Source organism: Microvirga soli (assembly GCF_016734765.1).
In the GTDB taxonomy this organism is placed as follows: Bacteria; Pseudomonadota; Alphaproteobacteria; order Rhizobiales; family Beijerinckiaceae; genus Microvirga; species Microvirga soli.
The window spans coordinates 33,972-47,808 of sequence record NZ_JAERQE010000004.1 but is presented as its reverse complement, the minus strand read 5'-3'; the positions used below and the strand labels follow the sequence as shown (position 1 = coordinate 47,808).

Below are 13,837 nucleotides of genomic sequence, written 5' to 3'. Positions count from 1 at the left end.
GGTTTTTAGTGCCCTGCTGGAGCGGCGGCGCGGTGCTTGGCGTTCCAATCCGCTGCGAGATCGAAGAAGTTGCGCATGATTGTCACCCCATGCTCGGACAGGATGCTCTCGGGATGAAACTGCACGCCATGGACCGGCAATGACCGGTGGGACAGGCCCATCACGAGGCCATCGGCGGTTTCTGCGGTCACGAGAAGATCGTCAGGGCAGGTCTCCCGATCCACAATGAGGGAGTGATAGCGGGTGGCCTTGAACGTGCCGTTGATGCCACGGAAGACAGCCTGCCCACCGTGCTCCACCTCAGACACCTTGCCGTGCATGGGCAGGGGGGCCCGCGAGACGGTGCCGCCGAAAACCTGACCGATCGTCTGCAGGCCGAGGCACACCCCGAAGGTCGGGATCTCGGGTGAGGCGCGCTTCACGAGATCGAGGCAGACACCCGCATCGTTCGGTGTGCCTGGGCCCGGTGAGATCACGATCGCGTCCGGCGGGGAGGCGAGCACTTCGTCGGCTGTAATCGCGTCATTGCGCACCACGTTGACGGAGGTAGCAAGCGGGCCGAGCAGATGCACCAGGTTCCAGGTGAAACTGTCGTAATTATCGATGACGAGAACGCGGGTCATGGCGTGCCGACGTTCGCGTATGCGACGTCTCCGGTCAAGGGAAGCCTTGACGCCGATCTCATTGCCCGACCCTCGCCTGACTGGCAAACCGCACAGCCTCTTCGGCGGCCCGGAACAGGGCCTTCGACTTGTTGATGCATTCCTGCTGCTCGGAAGCCGGATCGGAATCGTACACGATGCCGGCGCCTGCTTGAACGGCCATGCGCCCGTCCTTCACCACTGCGGTACGCAGCACGATGCAGGTGTCCATCTCTCCATTGGCGCCGAAATAGCCGATGCAGCCGGCATAGGGGCCGCGCTTGTCCTTTTCCAGCTCATCGATAATCTGCATGGCGCGGACCTTCGGGGCCCCGGAAACGGTGCCGGCCGGGAAACCTGCGATGAGCGCGTCGAGGGCGTCGAAGTCCGGATCGAGCCGTCCCTCCACGTTCGACACGATGTGCATCACCTGGCTGTAATATTCGAGGAAGAAGGAATCCGTCACCTCGACGGAGCCCATCTCGGCCACGCGGCCCACGTCGTTGCGCCCAAGATCGAGGAGCATCAGGTGCTCGGCGCGCTCCTTCTGGTCGGCCAGCAGGCTTTCCGCATGGGCCCGGTCCTCGGCGGCTGTTGCCCCGCGTGGGCGAGTGCCGGCGATGGGGCGGATCGTGACCTTGCCGTCGCGGACCCGCACCAGGATCTCAGGCGATGAGCAGACGATCTGGAAGTCCTCGAAGTCGAGGTAGCAAAGGAACGGCGCCGGATTGACCCGGCGCAGGGACCGGTAGAGCGCAAAGGCGGGCAAGGGGAAGGCGGACTCGAAGCGCTGGGACAGAACCACCTGGAAGATGTCGCCGGCGCGGATGTAGTCCTTCGCCTTGGCGACCATCACCTCGAACTCCTCCGGCGAGGTGTTGGACACCGGCGGCTCGAAGTGGATGTGCGTCGGGTCGGTGCGATCGTCCATGGGCAGCGGACGCTCCAGAGCCACTGTTACCTCGTCGAGACGCGCCAGCGCCGTCTCATAGGCCGCCCTGGCGGATGTGCCCGCCTGAGGGCGCACCGGCGTGATCAGCGAGATCTCGTCCTTTACCCCGTCGAACACCACCATCACGGTGGGCCGGATCAGGATGGCGTCCGGCACCCTCAACACGTCCGTGTTTGGCTCCGGCAGACGCTCCATGAGCCGGACCATATCGTAGCCCAGATATCCGAAGAGCCCGGCTGCCATGGGCGGCAGGTCGTCGGAGAGGGGCAGGGCGCTTTCTTTGATCAGGGCCCGTAGGCTCTCCAGGGGAGGCTGCTCCTCCACCGTGAACTCCTGCACCCGGCGCAAAGCCTGACGGTCGATGGAGGCAACGCCGTCCTGGCAGCGCCAGACGAGGTCCGGATCGAGCCCGATCATGGAAAAGCGGCCGCGGGTTGCGCCGCCTTCAACAGATTCCAGCAGGAAGGCCGAGCCCTTCTGCCCATGCCGCAGCTTCAGGAAGGCCGCGACAGGGGTGAGAAGATCGCCCACCAGGGTGGCGCGCAGGACGCCCGCCTCGCCAGCCTCATAGGCCGTGGCGAATGTGTCGAAATCGGGCGTGAGCGTCATGGCTTACAGTTCACCGCCGGTGGCCTGACGCAACGCCTGCTGGTTGATGGTGACGCCGAGCTCCTGGCGGACCCGGGCGATATACTGGCCGATCAGGTCGTCGCCGAGACCGGTGCGGAGCTGGTTCTCGGTGTTCTGCGCCTGCTGGGTCGAGGTGACCAAGGGCGGGACCGTCGCGGACGTGACCTTGAACACGACGCGCGCGTCCGGGCCATTGGCGGCGTTTCCTGCCTTGCCGACCGGAACGGCGAAGATGCGGTTTACAGCCTCGGCGGTCAGGTCGTTCTTGACGGCGTTCCGGGCAAGGTCGGTGGCGGTTTGCACCGTTGCCCCGGCCTCCTGAGCCACAGCTTCGATGGCCTCGCCCTTTTCCAGGCGCTCCGTCAGCCCACGGGCTTTCTCGGAGAGACGCTGGGCGACCTGATCCTCGCGCCACTGGGCGGCCACCTGCTCGCGGACTTCATCGAGGTTTTTCTCGCGGGAAGCCTCGATGCCGGTCACATCGTACCAGACATAGCCGGTGCCGGTGCGCAGCGCCTCGTTGTCGACGCCGATATCGGACGCGAAGGCTGCTTTCACCGTGGCAGCCTTTTCGGGGAGGTTGACCGGGTTGCCGGCCTTGTCGAGGCCGCTGGCATCGACTGCCGGGATCTGGACCAGGGTCAGGCCCTTCTCCTTGGCGATGTCTGCGAGAGGCTTGGCGCCGGCGCGCAGATCCTCGATCTCGTCGTGGATCCGCTCGATCTGCCCCTGGGCTCGCTCCGTTGCGACCTCCTGCCGGAGTTCCGCGGCGATTTCCTCGAAAGGCCGCACGGCTTCCGGTTGGATCTGCGTCACCCGCAGCAGGATAGGGCCGAAGCGACCTGTGATCGGAGCGCTGACCGCTCCCTGCTCAAGGCCGAACGCGGCGTCCGCCACAGCCGGATCCAGCATCTCGGCCTTGGTGAAGGTGCCGAGTTCAAGATCCTGCGCCGACACGTTTCGTTCCGCTGCAACGGATTCGAAGGTCGCGCCTTCCTTGATCTTGGTGGCTGCGGCCTCGGCCTCGGCCGGGGACGGGAAGGTGATCTGCTGGATCGTCCGGCGCTCGGGAGTGCCGTATCGCGCCTTCTGCTGCTCGTAGCGCTGGCGGGCGTCAGTCTCCGAGACGGTGTCAGGCTTGGCGAGCGCCGCTGCGTCGAGAGCCATGACGGATACAGCCCGATACTCAGGGGCGCGGAACGCGCTCTTTCGCTCGTTGAAGAACGTCTGAAGCTGTTCCGCCGTGGGAGCGGGAACATCGCCCGCCATCGCGGCCGTCAGGAGCAGGTAGGAGGCGGCCCTGCGCTCGGTGGCATAGCGGTTCAGGGCTTCCTTGGCGGCCAGGGGCACGTTGATGTCCCCGGCAATGGCCTCGGCGAGATGCAGCCGTGCCATGGCAGAGCGCTGCTCCTGCACGAAGCCGGCCTCGGAAAGATTGATGTTGCGCAGGGCTTGATCGAAGAGAGCGCGGTTGAACTGGCCGTCGGCACCCTTGAAGGCCGGGTTGTTCATGATGGACGCGGCGACGAGCTGGTCCGAGACGGAGAGGCCCATTTCCCGGGCCTTTTCGGCCAGGACGGCGTCGGTCACCAGATTGTTGATCACCTGCTGGTCTAGGCCGAAGGCGCGGGCCTGTTCGGGGCTGATCACTGTGCGGAACTGCCGTCCGAGCCGCTGCACTTCGTTGGTATAGGCATTGCGGGTCTGATCGACGGTGATCGTCGTATCACCGACCTCGGCTACCGTGGAGGCAGGCGTCGCGCGGAAGATGTCGCCGATGCCCCAGATGGCGAAGCTGACGATGAGGGCGCCGAAAAAGATGGTGGCGATGGCTTTGCCGACGACTGTCTGCCCAGCCTTGCGCATGTTCCGAAGCATCGTGAACCCGTTTCCCAAAAACTCGTTAAACCTGCCGATAAACGATCAGGGGCGCTACGAAAAGGGCAAGTCTGGTTGAAAGAGGGTCTAAGCCTCTGCTAGTTCCAAGTTATCAAGCGTGACAGGAGTGCCTTATATGAGCGTCGATAGGCCGCGCCCGCTGGTTGCGGGCAATTGGAAGATGAATGGGTTGAGGAGCTCGGCCAGGGTGCTGGAGGAGATCCACGCCGGTTACACCCCAGGCCTCAAGGCCAAGGTCGAGCTGGCTGTCTGCCCGCCTGCGACCCTAATCGGTCATTGCGCGCAAGCCTCGGTCGGCTCCCGGGTCGCGATTGGTGGCCAGGACTGTCACGCTAAGGAGTCAGGGGCCTTTACCGGGGACCTTTCGGCCGAGATGCTGGCCGATGCCGGCGCGACTTATGTGATCGTCGGCCATTCCGAGCGCCGCCAGTACCACAAGGAAAAGGACGTGGATGTCTGCGCCAAGGCGGTGGCAGCCCACCGGGCGGGGCTGACAGCCATCGTGTGCGTCGGCGAAACCCGCGAGGAGCGTGAGGCCGGCAAGGCTCTCGTGGTCGTCAAGAAGCAGCTGCGCGGCTCAATGCCGGTCGATTCGAACAGCCACAACCTGGTCGTCGCCTATGAGCCCGTCTGGGCCATCGGCACAGGCCTGACCCCGACTGCGGCCGATGTGGCGGAGGTTCACGCCGCGATACGCGACGAGCTGCGCCGCCTCGTCGGTAAGGCAGATGCGCCCAAGGTCCGCATTCTCTATGGTGGTTCCGTGAAGCCCTCCAATGCCGCTGAGCTGATGGCGGTGGAGAACGTGAATGGTGCCCTGGTCGGCGGGGCCAGCCTCGTGGCGGCCGATTTCCTGGGTATCGCAGGGGCTTATCTGGGGTAAGTGCGAAAAGGCGGCTTGCGGGCCTTTGATCCTGCGCCCACCTATGCTACAGGCCGCCGCAACGAACGGATTGCGAGCGGCTGTCGCCCTGTGCGCAGCCGCTTGAGGTTTTTGAAAACGATGCAAACAGTTCTCATCATTATCCACCTGATCATCGTGCTCGCCTTGATCGGTGTGGTTCTCCTGCAGCGCTCCGAGGGCGGCGGCATGGGTCTCGGTGGCGGTGGAGGCGGCGGTGTTTCCGGCTTCATGACCGGGCGCGGCCAGGCCAATGCGCTCACCCGTGCGACGGCGATTTTGGCGGGCCTCTTTTTCGTGACGAGCATCGCGCTCACCGTCATGGCGACCACGACCCGGGCTCCGCGCTCGATCCTCGACGGCACCGCGCCGGCGGCTCCGGGCCAGCAGGCCCCGGGAGCTCCGCAGGGTGGCAATGTGCTCGAGCAGTTGCAGCGTCTTCAGGGCGATCAACCCGCGGCTCCAGCCCCGGGCACCCCGGCGCCGGCGCCCGCAGCGCCTCAGCAGTAAACGAACCCAGGGCCGGTGCTTCCGGCCCTCTCTTTTTGTGGATGACTTTCGGGTGGTCAGGTTCGCGATTGCGAATCGGCGCCTGATATTTTTGGATAGGGGTCCATGACGCGGTACGTATTCATCACCGGCGGCGTGGTGTCTTCGCTCGGCAAGGGTCTGGCTTCGGCGGCCCTGGGAGCGCTTCTCCAAGCACGCGGTTACAAGGTTCGGCTTCGCAAGCTCGACCCTTATCTTAACGTCGATCCAGGGACGATGAGTCCCTATCAGCACGGCGAGGTCTTCGTGACCGACGACGGTGCTGAGACCGATCTGGATCTCGGCCATTACGAGCGCTTCACCGGCGTGCCGGCCACCAAGGCCGACAACATCACGACGGGGCGCATCTATCTCGACATCATCACTAAGGAGCGACGGGGCGATTATCTCGGCGCCACCATCCAGGTGATCCCGCACGTCACCAATGCCATCAAGGACTTCGTCCTCACCGGCAACGAGGGCTTCGATTTCGTCCTGGTCGAGATCGGCGGCACGGTGGGCGATATCGAGGGACTTCCGTTCTTCGAGGCCATCCGTCAGCTCGGCAACGATCTGCCGAGAGGGCAGGCGATCTATGTCCACCTGACGCTTCTCCCGTTCATCCCGTCCGCCGGCGAGCTGAAGACCAAGCCCACCCAGCACTCCGTGGCGGAGCTGCGCTCCATCGGCATCCAGCCCGACATCCTGCTCTGCCGGACCGATCGCGAGATCCCGAAGGACGAGCGCCGCAAGCTTGCCCTGTTCTGCAACGTGCGCGAGACCGCCGTCATCGAGGCGCGGGACGCCCGCTCGATCTACGACGTGCCGCTGGCCTATCACGAGGCGGGTCTCGACAGCGAGGTTCTGGCCGCCTTCGGTCTCGACACGGCCAAGAACCCGAATCTGTCCCGCTGGACCACTATCTCCGAGCGCGTCCACAACCCCGAGGGCGAGGTCACCATTGCGGTCGTGGGCAAATACACCGGCCTCAAGGACGCCTATAAGTCGCTCATCGAGGCGCTCCACCATGGCGGCATCGCCAACCAGGTGAAGGTGAACCTCGAGTGGATCGAGAGCGAGGTCTTCGAGAGCGAGGATCCGGCTCCGTTCCTGGAGGGCATCCACGGCATCATGGTACCGGGCGGCTTTGGCCAGCGCGGCGCCGAGGGCAAGATCCGGGCGGCGCGCTTCGCCCGCGAGCGCAAGGTGCCGTATTTCGGCATCTGCTTCGGCATGCAGATGGCAGTCATCGAGGCGGCCCGCTCCCTTGCTGGGATCCAGGATGCCAGCTCCACCGAGTTCGGTCCGACCTCGCAGCCGGTCGTTGGCCTCATGACCGAGTGGCTGCGCGGCAACGAGCTCGAGAAGCGCAATGCCAGCGGCGACCTCGGCGGCACGATGCGGCTCGGTGCCTATCAGGCCTCCCTCAAGTCCGGCAGCAAGGTGGCGGAGATCTATGGTGGCACGGAAATTTCCGAGCGCCACCGTCACCGCTATGAAGTGAACATGTCCTACCGCGACCAGCTGGAAGCCAAGGGCCTGCGCTTCTCAGGCGTCTCGCCAGACGGCATCCTGCCCGAGATCGTCGAGTACGAGGACCACCCGTGGTTCATCGGCGTGCAATATCATCCCGAGCTGAAGTCGCGCCCGTTTGAACCTCACCCGCTGTTCAAGAGCTTCATCCACGCGGCCGTGGAGCAAAGCCGGCTGGTTTGATGTTAACCTGAACCGTCGCCCCCGAGTTTTACGGGGGCGACCCGCAGGAAAGAGCTCAATGACCCGCCGGATCGACCATCTCGTAGTTGCCGTTCAGGATCTCGATCAAGCCGGACACTTCTACCAGCGCCTCGGTTTCCAAGTCGGTTCCCGCAACCGGCACCCCTGGGGCACCGAGAACCGGATCGTCCAGTTTCCCGGCTCCTTCATCGAACTGATCACGGTCGGCGAGGGTGCTGCCATAGCACCCCATGCAGCCAGCGCCTTCAGTTTCGGGGCTTTCGTGCAGGACTACCTGCGGGCCCGCGAAGGTCTTGCCATGCTGGTCCTCGATAGCGAGGACGCCAAGGCTGACGCTGCTCTCTTTGCTGAGCAAGGCATCGGATCCTTCGAGCCTTTTCATTTCGAGCGAACAGGACGCCGGCCCGACGGCAGCGAGACCAAGGTGGCTTTCACGCTGGCCTTTACCTCAGCCGAGCGTTCTCCCAAGGCCAGCTTCTTCGTTTGCCAGCAGCATTATCCGGAGAATTTCTGGAACCCGGGGTTCCAGCGGCACGACAATCAGGCGACCCGCATCTCCTCCGTCACCCTGGCTGCTCCCGAGCCCGAGCAGCTTCGTGATTTTCTGAACGCATTCACAGGCGTGCAGCCCGGAAGCCCTGATGGGGACGACCTGTCTTTCCGCTTGGACGGGAGCCACATTGACGTCCTGACGCCGGACGATGCCGCGGAGATCTACGGCTCAATCGAAGCCGAGCTGGACCAGCCGTCCCTCGTCGCGTTCGCCATCCGTGTCGAGGACATCCAGCGGCAGGCGAGGTGGCTCGACGCGGCGGAGATCCCCTACCAGCACATGGGCAGCAGGCTCATCGTCCCGGCCAGCACCGCTTTTGGTGTCGCTATCGCGTTCGAGCCAACGTAATATTAACCATGTCCCCTTAAACGGTTGAAAACAATCAACCGGTGGGGGCCTTACACCCGTGGCTAATTCTCTCGCGGGCTTGCCCGATTTTCTGATTTTCTTCGTGCTCGCCGTCGCTCTGGTGGGGCTGTATCTCGCCATCTACACCCTTGCGACCATGCACAATGAGTTCGCTCTGATCCGAGAGAACGTGATCTCGGCCGCCACGGCGCTTGGCTTCAGCCTCGTCGGCTTTGCCCTGCCGCTCGCCAGCGCCATCGTGCATGCTCAGACAATCGTCGATTGCCTCGTCTGGGGTCTCGTCGCGCTGGCCGTGCAGATCGTCGTCTACTGGCTCGTTCGAATCGTCATGCCCAATCTTTCGCAGCGAATCGCTGCCGGCGAGATGGCGGCCGCTCTGTTCCTTGGCGCTTCATCGCTGTCGGCCGGCATCATCAATGCCGCCGCCATGACGTTCTGAGGTTCAGCGGGGTCGGGGTCCATCGCTCAGGTCTCCATCTCGACCAGCTTGGCAAATTGCAGGGCTTCGGCTCGCATGGAGGCCGGTACAAGCATCGGGTTTCTGTGGCGGACCGCGAGGAGCATCGCGATCCGCTCAATCGCCCTGAGATAGAGATCCGGGATCTCGGTTTCTCCCCATTCAAAAGCTTGGTAATCCCGCAGGTTCATGTCGATCTCGTGCGCCATCCGGCTTTGGGTGAAGCCAAGAGCCGTGCGTATCGCCACGAGCTCCTGCATCTTGTCCTGATCTGACATCTAAACGCCTCCCGCTATCGGGTAAATTTTCTTAGTGTTTGCAGTAACTTCAGCAGTACTCTTTAGCCAATTACCTAAGGTAATGTTACTGATTTCGATGCTGATGGTGAAAATCGGTGTTTCTCCGTAGAATCACCGACGCCTCTCGGCGCAACCTTCGAATTCGGCCCCATGGCACAACCCCACTTTGCCTTTTTGGCCAAAAAGGCTAGTGACGACGCATGACCGAAACCAAACAGCACCCCGCCGTCGTCGAGGCCGGCTCCGTCCGCTTCGGGAACCACCTTCCGCTCAGCATCATCGCCGGGCCCTGCGCTATGGAAAGCCGCGATCACGCGCTGGAAATGGCCGCGGCCCTCAGTGAGATGGCCGGCAGGCTGGGCTTGGGCCTCGTCTATAAGTCTTCCTTCGACAAGGCGAACCGGACCTCGATCTCCAGCGCCCGCGGCATCGGGATCGACAAGGCGCTCGCCATCTTTGCCGAGGTGAAGGAGCGATACGGGCTGCCGGTGCTCACCGACGTCCATGAGAACGACCAGTGCGCCGCCGTGGCGGAGGTCGTCGACATCCTCCAGATCCCAGCCTTCCTTTGCCGCCAGACGGATCTTCTGGTCGCGGCCGCCAAGACCGGCCGGGTGGTCAACGTGAAGAAGGGCCAGTTCCTCGCTCCCTGGGACATGGCGAATGTTGCCAACAAGGTGAAGGCGGCGGGCAATCCGAACGTCATGCTCACCGAGCGCGGCGCCTCCTTCGGCTACAACACCCTCGTGTCCGACATGCGCAGCCTGCCGATCATGGCCGAGACCGGCGCCCCGGTGATCTTCGATGCCACGCATTCCGTGCAGCAGCCCGGCGGCAAGGGCGCGACCTCAGGCGGTCAGCGGGAATACGTCCCGGTCCTCTCCCGCGCTGCCGTGGCCGTAGGCGTTGCCGGTGTCTTCATCGAAACGCACCAGGATCCGGACAAGGCGCCCTCCGACGGTCCCAACATGGTGCCGCTGAAGGAGCTTGAGGGATTGCTGGCGCAGCTGAAGGCCTTCGACGCGCTGGCCAAGAGCGGGCAGGCCTGATCGTCCATGCTTTTGGAGGAGGGCAGGTCTGCGCTCCTCATGCTCGCTTAAGAGTAAGGCCGTGATAGAGAGCGAAGGCTCTTCTCACGGCCTTGTTTGTTAGGATGCCATGTCCTCGCGCAACCTGATCCTGATTCTCGCTACCAGCGGCTTTGCCAGCACCTTCTCAGGCCGCGCCGTCGAGCCGATGGTCGGCGTGATCGCCCGGGATCTGAGTTCCACGCCTCAGACCATTGCGCTGCTCTCAGCCGCCTTCGCGCTCCCCTATGCCTTCATCCAGCCTGTCCTTGGCCCTGTCGGTGATGCGCTCGGCAAGGAGCGCGTGATGAAGGTCGCTCTGGCGGTGCTGTTCCTGGCCTTGGCCTGCTCCATTTTCGCGCCCGATCCGTCGACACTCTTCACGCTTCGCATCATTGCCGGCGCTGCAGCGGGCGGATCGATTCCGCTCTCCATCGCGCTGATCGGTGACAGAATCGAAGTCGCTCAACGTCAGGTAGCGTTGAGCCGCTATATGGTCGCCGTCATCATGGGTCAGCTCGCCGGGTCCTCCTTTGCCGGCTTGTTGGCGGAATGGATCGGATGGCGGGGTGTTTTCACTCTCTCGACCTTCATGATTGCCCTGGCTCTGGCCGCGACCATTATCGGCTTCAGGGAAGCTGTGCCGGGAGGTCGGTTCGATCTGCGCAGCGCGCTCCTGCGATACCGGGACATCCTGTCCAATCCGCGGGCGCTTACCCTCTTCAGCCTCGTCTTCGTGGAGGCCATCGCCATTTTCGGCATCTTTCCCTATGTGGCGCCCCTGCTAGAAGAGCGGGGCGGCGGTGGGGCGGCAGAGGCCGGCTTTGCCCTGGGTGGGTTCGCCATCGGCGGGCTTGTCTATTCCGCTCTCGTCGCCTGGATGCTGAAGCGGCTTGGCATTGGCCGCATTCTTTTAGGCGGAGGCCTCTTCGCGGGCGCCGCGCATGTTCTGCTTGGATTGGGCGGCGACTGGAAGCTCGACGCCGCTGCCATGCTTCTCATGGGCCTAGGCTTCTACATGCTTCACAACACCTTCCAGGCTCAGGTGACCGAGGTGGCGCCCGGCGCCCGCGCATCGGCCGTGGCGCTTCACGCCTTCTCGTTCTTCTGCGGGCAGGCGCTCGGCGTGGTGCTGATGGGCTTCGGCCTGCGCAATATCGGGCTGACCGGGGCGACGTTCAGTGCCGCCCTGGTCATCCTGGGTGTCGGTCTTGCCGCATCGATCCTCCTGACGCGGCCGGTGACTCAGCGCGCCCGGTAAGGGGCGACGCCCTGGTCGGGCAGCCACAGGTTCTTCGGCAGATCGCCGGTCTGCCAGAAAACGTCGATAGGAATGCCGCCGCGCGGGTACCAGTAGCCGCCGATACGCAGATAGCGTGGCTCCAGCAGATCGGCGAGGCGCTTGCCGATGGCAACCGTGCAATCTTCATGGAAGGCGCCGTGGTTGCGGAAGCTGTGCATGTAGAGCTTCAGCGACTTGGACTCGACGAGCCAAGGCCCGGGCGCGTAGTCGATCACCAGAATCGCGAAATCCGGCTGGCCCGTCACCGGGCAAAGCGAGGTGAATTCCGGCACGGTGAAACGGGCCAGGTAGTCGGTGTCGGGATGCGGGTTCGGCACCCGGTCGAGTTGCGCCGTCTCAGGCGAATCGGGGAGGGCGCTTGCCTGTCCGAGCTGGAGAGTGGTTTCTGTCATATGATTTCGCCTTGGATCGAGGGGATGAAGCTCTTGCCGTCCTTGCTCACCTGGGTATTTCGGTCAATAAGCCAATCCATGACTTGAGGCCGCACCCGCTTCCGGGTTGCCTCGGCCGCACTTCAGCCAGCAGGAGCCTGCTTTATGACAGCGATCATCGACGTTTTCGCCCGCCAGATCCTCGACAGCCGAGGCAACCCCACCGTCGAGGTGGATGTCACCCTCGAGGACGGCTCCATGGGCCGCGCTGCCGTTCCGTCTGGTGCCTCCACCGGCGCCCATGAGGCGGTCGAACTGCGCGACGGCGACAAGAAGGTCTATCTCGGCAAGGGCGTGCTCAACGCCATCGATGCGGTCAACAACGAAATCCTCGACGCCATCGGCGGCATGGATGCGGAAGAGCAGGTTGCCATCGACGAGACGATGATTGAGCTCGACGGCACGCCGAACAAGGGCCGCCTCGGCGCCAACGCTATCCTCGGCGTATCCCTCGCCGTCGCCAAGGCTGCGGCAGAGGCCTCGACCCTGCCGCTCTACCGCTATGTGGGCGGCACACAAGCCCGTGTTCTCCCCGTGCCGATGATGAACATCATCAACGGCGGTGCGCATGCGGACAATCCCATCGACTTCCAGGAGTTCATGATTCTGCCGGTCGGAGCTCCGACACTGGCAGAGGCCGTGCGCATGGGCGCCGAGGTGTTCCACACCCTCAAGAAAGCCCTAAAGGATGCCGGCCACAACACCAATGTCGGCGACGAGGGCGGCTTTGCCCCGAACCTGTCCAGTGCCGAGGCAGCCCTCGACTTCATCATGAAGTCCATCGAGCAGGCCGGCTACAAGCCCGGCAAGGACATGGTGATTGGCCTCGATTGTGCCGCCACCGAGTTCTTCAAGAACGGCACTTATGTCTATGAGGGCACCGGCCAGAAGCTGAACCCGCAGCAGCAGGCCGAGTATCTCGCCAAGCTCGTCTCTGCCTATCCCATCGCTACTATCGAGGACGGCATGTCCGAGGACGACTGGGAGGGCTGGAAGGCCGTCACGGATCTCATCGGCAACAAGTGCCAGCTCGTGGGAGACGACCTCTTCGTCACCAACGTGAACCGGCTCTCCCAGGGCATCAAGCAGGGCGTCGCCAACTCGCTCCTCGTGAAGGTGAACCAGATCGGCTCGCTCACCGAGACGCTCGCAGCGGTCGATATGGCCCACCGCGCCGGCTACACCGCTGTCATGTCCCACCGCTCCGGCGAGACGGAGGATTCCACCATCGCGGACCTCGCCGTCGCCACGAATTGCGGGCAGATCAAGACTGGCTCACTCTCCCGATCGGACAGACTGGCCAAGTACAACCAGCTCATCCGCATCGAGGAGGAGTTGGGCTCTCAGGCACAGTATGCAGGGCGCGCGGCGCTGAAGGCTTTAGCCTGATTTCGCGTTATGACGGTAATTCGAAGAAGCCGCCTTACGGCGGCTTTTTCTTTGCGTGCGTTTCCCTCCTCTTAGCAAAGAGGACGAAGAGTGCGAGCAATAGCCGATCCGCGTCCAACCCAGGTTCATCTCTCCTTGAGGGAGAGGTCGGGCCGTCAGGCCTGGGTGAGGGGTCGCACTTTTTCCGGAGAGTGTCCTCCCTTACGCTCTCTGCACTGGGAAGGTGATTTAGCTAATAAGCCTAGTTCTAACGCCTCCTTAACCATGCCGATGTAAGACTCATCCCTATGGTGATCCGCAGACGCGCACGACGATTTCTGATCCCGCTGGTGCTTTATAGCATTTCGGCGGCTGTGGCCGGTTACTTCGTACATCACGCCCATAGCGGCGCACGCGGTATCGAAGCCCGCCAAAAATATGAAGCTCAGGTGGCTGAACTTTCCGGCGAGTTGACGGGTTTGAAAACGCAGCGTTCGGATTGGGAGCGCCGCATCGCCTTGCTGCGGAGCGATCAGATCGACCGGGATCTGCTCGAAGAAAGAGCACGCGTAATGTTAGGACGTGTGCATAAGAACGATCTCGTCATCATCACAGGCCCATGATTAAGCATAGCCCGAAAGTTCTGCTTAACTGAAATCAAGTTAACTTGAAATTACATAGACAATCCATAGGCTTGCACTT

General features: G+C 63.2%; 14 protein-coding genes. 9 read left to right on the top strand and 5 right to left on the bottom strand.

Going from position 1 to position 13,837, the window contains the following annotated elements; all coding sequences use genetic code 11:
* Positions 1-5 precede the first annotated feature (5 nt).
* The 3 genes from JKL45_RS05540 to JKL45_RS05530 are packed head-to-tail and all read right to left on the bottom strand — an operon-like array spanning position 6 to position 4,101.
* Positions 6-623, bottom strand: coding sequence for an anthranilate synthase component II (locus tag JKL45_RS05540; protein WP_201860133.1), 618 nt, complete (start codon positions 621-623; stop codon positions 6-8).
* 58 nt (positions 624-681) lie between these two features.
* Positions 682-2,202: an anthranilate synthase component I gene (gene trpE / locus JKL45_RS05535; protein WP_201860132.1), complete on the bottom strand. Its 1,521-nt coding sequence runs from the start codon at positions 2,200-2,202 to the stop codon at positions 682-684.
* A 3-nt stretch (positions 2,203-2,205) separates the two neighbouring features.
* Positions 2,206-4,101: a peptidylprolyl isomerase gene (locus JKL45_RS05530; RefSeq protein WP_201860131.1), complete on the bottom strand. Its 1,896-nt coding sequence runs from the start codon at positions 4,099-4,101 to the stop codon at positions 2,206-2,208.
* A 136-nt stretch (positions 4,102-4,237) separates the two neighbouring features.
* Here JKL45_RS05530 and tpiA point away from each other — a divergent pair, with 136 nt between their 5' ends.
* The 5 genes from tpiA to JKL45_RS05505 all read left to right on the top strand — a co-directional run bounded on the left by tpiA (position 4,238) and on the right by JKL45_RS05505 (position 8,649).
* A complete protein-coding gene (gene tpiA / locus JKL45_RS05525; RefSeq protein WP_201860130.1) occupies positions 4,238-5,005 on the top strand; it encodes a triose-phosphate isomerase in 768 nt (255 codons plus the stop codon).
* A gap of 120 nt (positions 5,006-5,125) precedes the next feature.
* The gene (gene secG / locus JKL45_RS05520; protein WP_201860129.1) at positions 5,126-5,533 is read left to right on the top strand and encodes a preprotein translocase subunit SecG; all 408 of its coding nucleotides are present in this window, start codon (positions 5,126-5,128) and stop codon (positions 5,531-5,533) included.
* A 105-nt stretch (positions 5,534-5,638) separates the two neighbouring features.
* The gene (gene pyrG / locus JKL45_RS05515; RefSeq protein WP_201860128.1) at positions 5,639-7,267 is read left to right on the top strand and encodes a CTP synthase; all 1,629 of its coding nucleotides are present in this window, start codon (positions 5,639-5,641) and stop codon (positions 7,265-7,267) included.
* Between the two features lie 58 nt (positions 7,268-7,325).
* The gene (locus JKL45_RS05510) at positions 7,326-8,189 is read left to right on the top strand and encodes a VOC family protein (RefSeq protein ID WP_201860127.1); all 864 of its coding nucleotides are present in this window, start codon (positions 7,326-7,328) and stop codon (positions 8,187-8,189) included.
* Positions 8,190-8,247: 58 nt separating this feature from the next.
* Positions 8,248-8,649: a DUF350 domain-containing protein gene (locus JKL45_RS05505; RefSeq protein WP_190848289.1), complete on the top strand. Its 402-nt coding sequence runs from the start codon at positions 8,248-8,250 to the stop codon at positions 8,647-8,649.
* A gap of 26 nt (positions 8,650-8,675) precedes the next feature.
* On the opposite strand, the gene JKL45_RS05500 is transcribed toward JKL45_RS05505, so the two are convergent.
* On the bottom strand, positions 8,676-8,945 hold the full coding sequence (locus JKL45_RS05500) for a transcriptional regulator (protein WP_201860126.1): 270 nt from the start codon (positions 8,943-8,945) through the stop codon (positions 8,676-8,678).
* 221 nt (positions 8,946-9,166) lie between these two features.
* Between JKL45_RS05500 and kdsA the strand changes: the two genes are divergently transcribed.
* Complete coding sequence (gene kdsA / locus JKL45_RS05495; protein ID WP_201860125.1) at positions 9,167-10,015, top strand: 3-deoxy-8-phosphooctulonate synthase; 849 nt, start codon at positions 9,167-9,169, stop codon at positions 10,013-10,015.
* Between the two features lie 109 nt (positions 10,016-10,124).
* Entirely contained in the window at positions 10,125-11,294 is a 1,170-nt protein-coding gene (locus JKL45_RS05490; protein ID WP_201860124.1) for an MFS transporter, read from the top strand.
* On the opposite strand, the gene queF is transcribed toward JKL45_RS05490, so the two are convergent.
* The gene (gene queF, locus JKL45_RS05485; RefSeq protein WP_201860123.1) at positions 11,279-11,728 is read right to left on the bottom strand and encodes a preQ(1) synthase; all 450 of its coding nucleotides are present in this window, start codon (positions 11,726-11,728) and stop codon (positions 11,279-11,281) included. The two genes, JKL45_RS05490 and queF, sit on opposite strands and share 16 nt — an antisense overlap.
* Before the next feature lie 144 nt (positions 11,729-11,872).
* On the opposite strand from queF, the gene eno reads away from it, so the two are divergent.
* Entirely contained in the window at positions 11,873-13,156 is a 1,284-nt protein-coding gene (eno, locus tag JKL45_RS05480; protein WP_201860122.1) for a phosphopyruvate hydratase, read from the top strand.
* A 287-nt stretch (positions 13,157-13,443) separates the two neighbouring features.
* Complete coding sequence (locus JKL45_RS05475; protein WP_201860121.1) at positions 13,444-13,758, top strand: FtsB family cell division protein; 315 nt, start codon at positions 13,444-13,446, stop codon at positions 13,756-13,758.
* Positions 13,759-13,837 lie beyond the last annotated feature (79 nt).

What these genes read in the sequence shown, in the direction of transcription:
- JKL45_RS05540 (WP_201860133.1), bottom strand. Translation starts at nt 623, where the DNA reads ATGACCCGCGTTCTCGTCATCGATAATTACGACAGTTTCACCTGGAAC.
- trpE (WP_201860132.1), bottom strand. Translation starts at nt 2,202, where the DNA reads ATGACGCTCACGCCCGATTTCGACACATTCGCCACGGCCTATGAGGCT.
- JKL45_RS05530 (WP_201860131.1), bottom strand. Translation starts at nt 4,101, where the DNA reads ATGCTTCGGAACATGCGCAAGGCTGGGCAGACAGTCGTCGGCAAAGCC.
- tpiA (WP_201860130.1), top strand. Translation starts at nt 4,238, where the DNA reads ATGAGCGTCGATAGGCCGCGCCCGCTGGTTGCGGGCAATTGGAAGATG.
- secG (WP_201860129.1), top strand. Translation starts at nt 5,126, where the DNA reads ATGCAAACAGTTCTCATCATTATCCACCTGATCATCGTGCTCGCCTTG.
- pyrG (WP_201860128.1), top strand. Translation starts at nt 5,639, where the DNA reads ATGACGCGGTACGTATTCATCACCGGCGGCGTGGTGTCTTCGCTCGGC.
- JKL45_RS05510 (WP_201860127.1), top strand. Translation starts at nt 7,326, where the DNA reads ATGACCCGCCGGATCGACCATCTCGTAGTTGCCGTTCAGGATCTCGAT.
- JKL45_RS05500 (WP_201860126.1), bottom strand. Translation starts at nt 8,945, where the DNA reads ATGTCAGATCAGGACAAGATGCAGGAGCTCGTGGCGATACGCACGGCT.
- kdsA (WP_201860125.1), top strand. Translation starts at nt 9,167, where the DNA reads ATGACCGAAACCAAACAGCACCCCGCCGTCGTCGAGGCCGGCTCCGTC.
- JKL45_RS05490 (WP_201860124.1), top strand. Translation starts at nt 10,125, where the DNA reads ATGTCCTCGCGCAACCTGATCCTGATTCTCGCTACCAGCGGCTTTGCC.
- queF (WP_201860123.1), bottom strand. Translation starts at nt 11,728, where the DNA reads ATGACAGAAACCACTCTCCAGCTCGGACAGGCAAGCGCCCTCCCCGAT.
- eno (WP_201860122.1), top strand. Translation starts at nt 11,873, where the DNA reads ATGACAGCGATCATCGACGTTTTCGCCCGCCAGATCCTCGACAGCCGA.
- JKL45_RS05475 (WP_201860121.1), top strand. Translation starts at nt 13,444, where the DNA reads ATGGTGATCCGCAGACGCGCACGACGATTTCTGATCCCGCTGGTGCTT.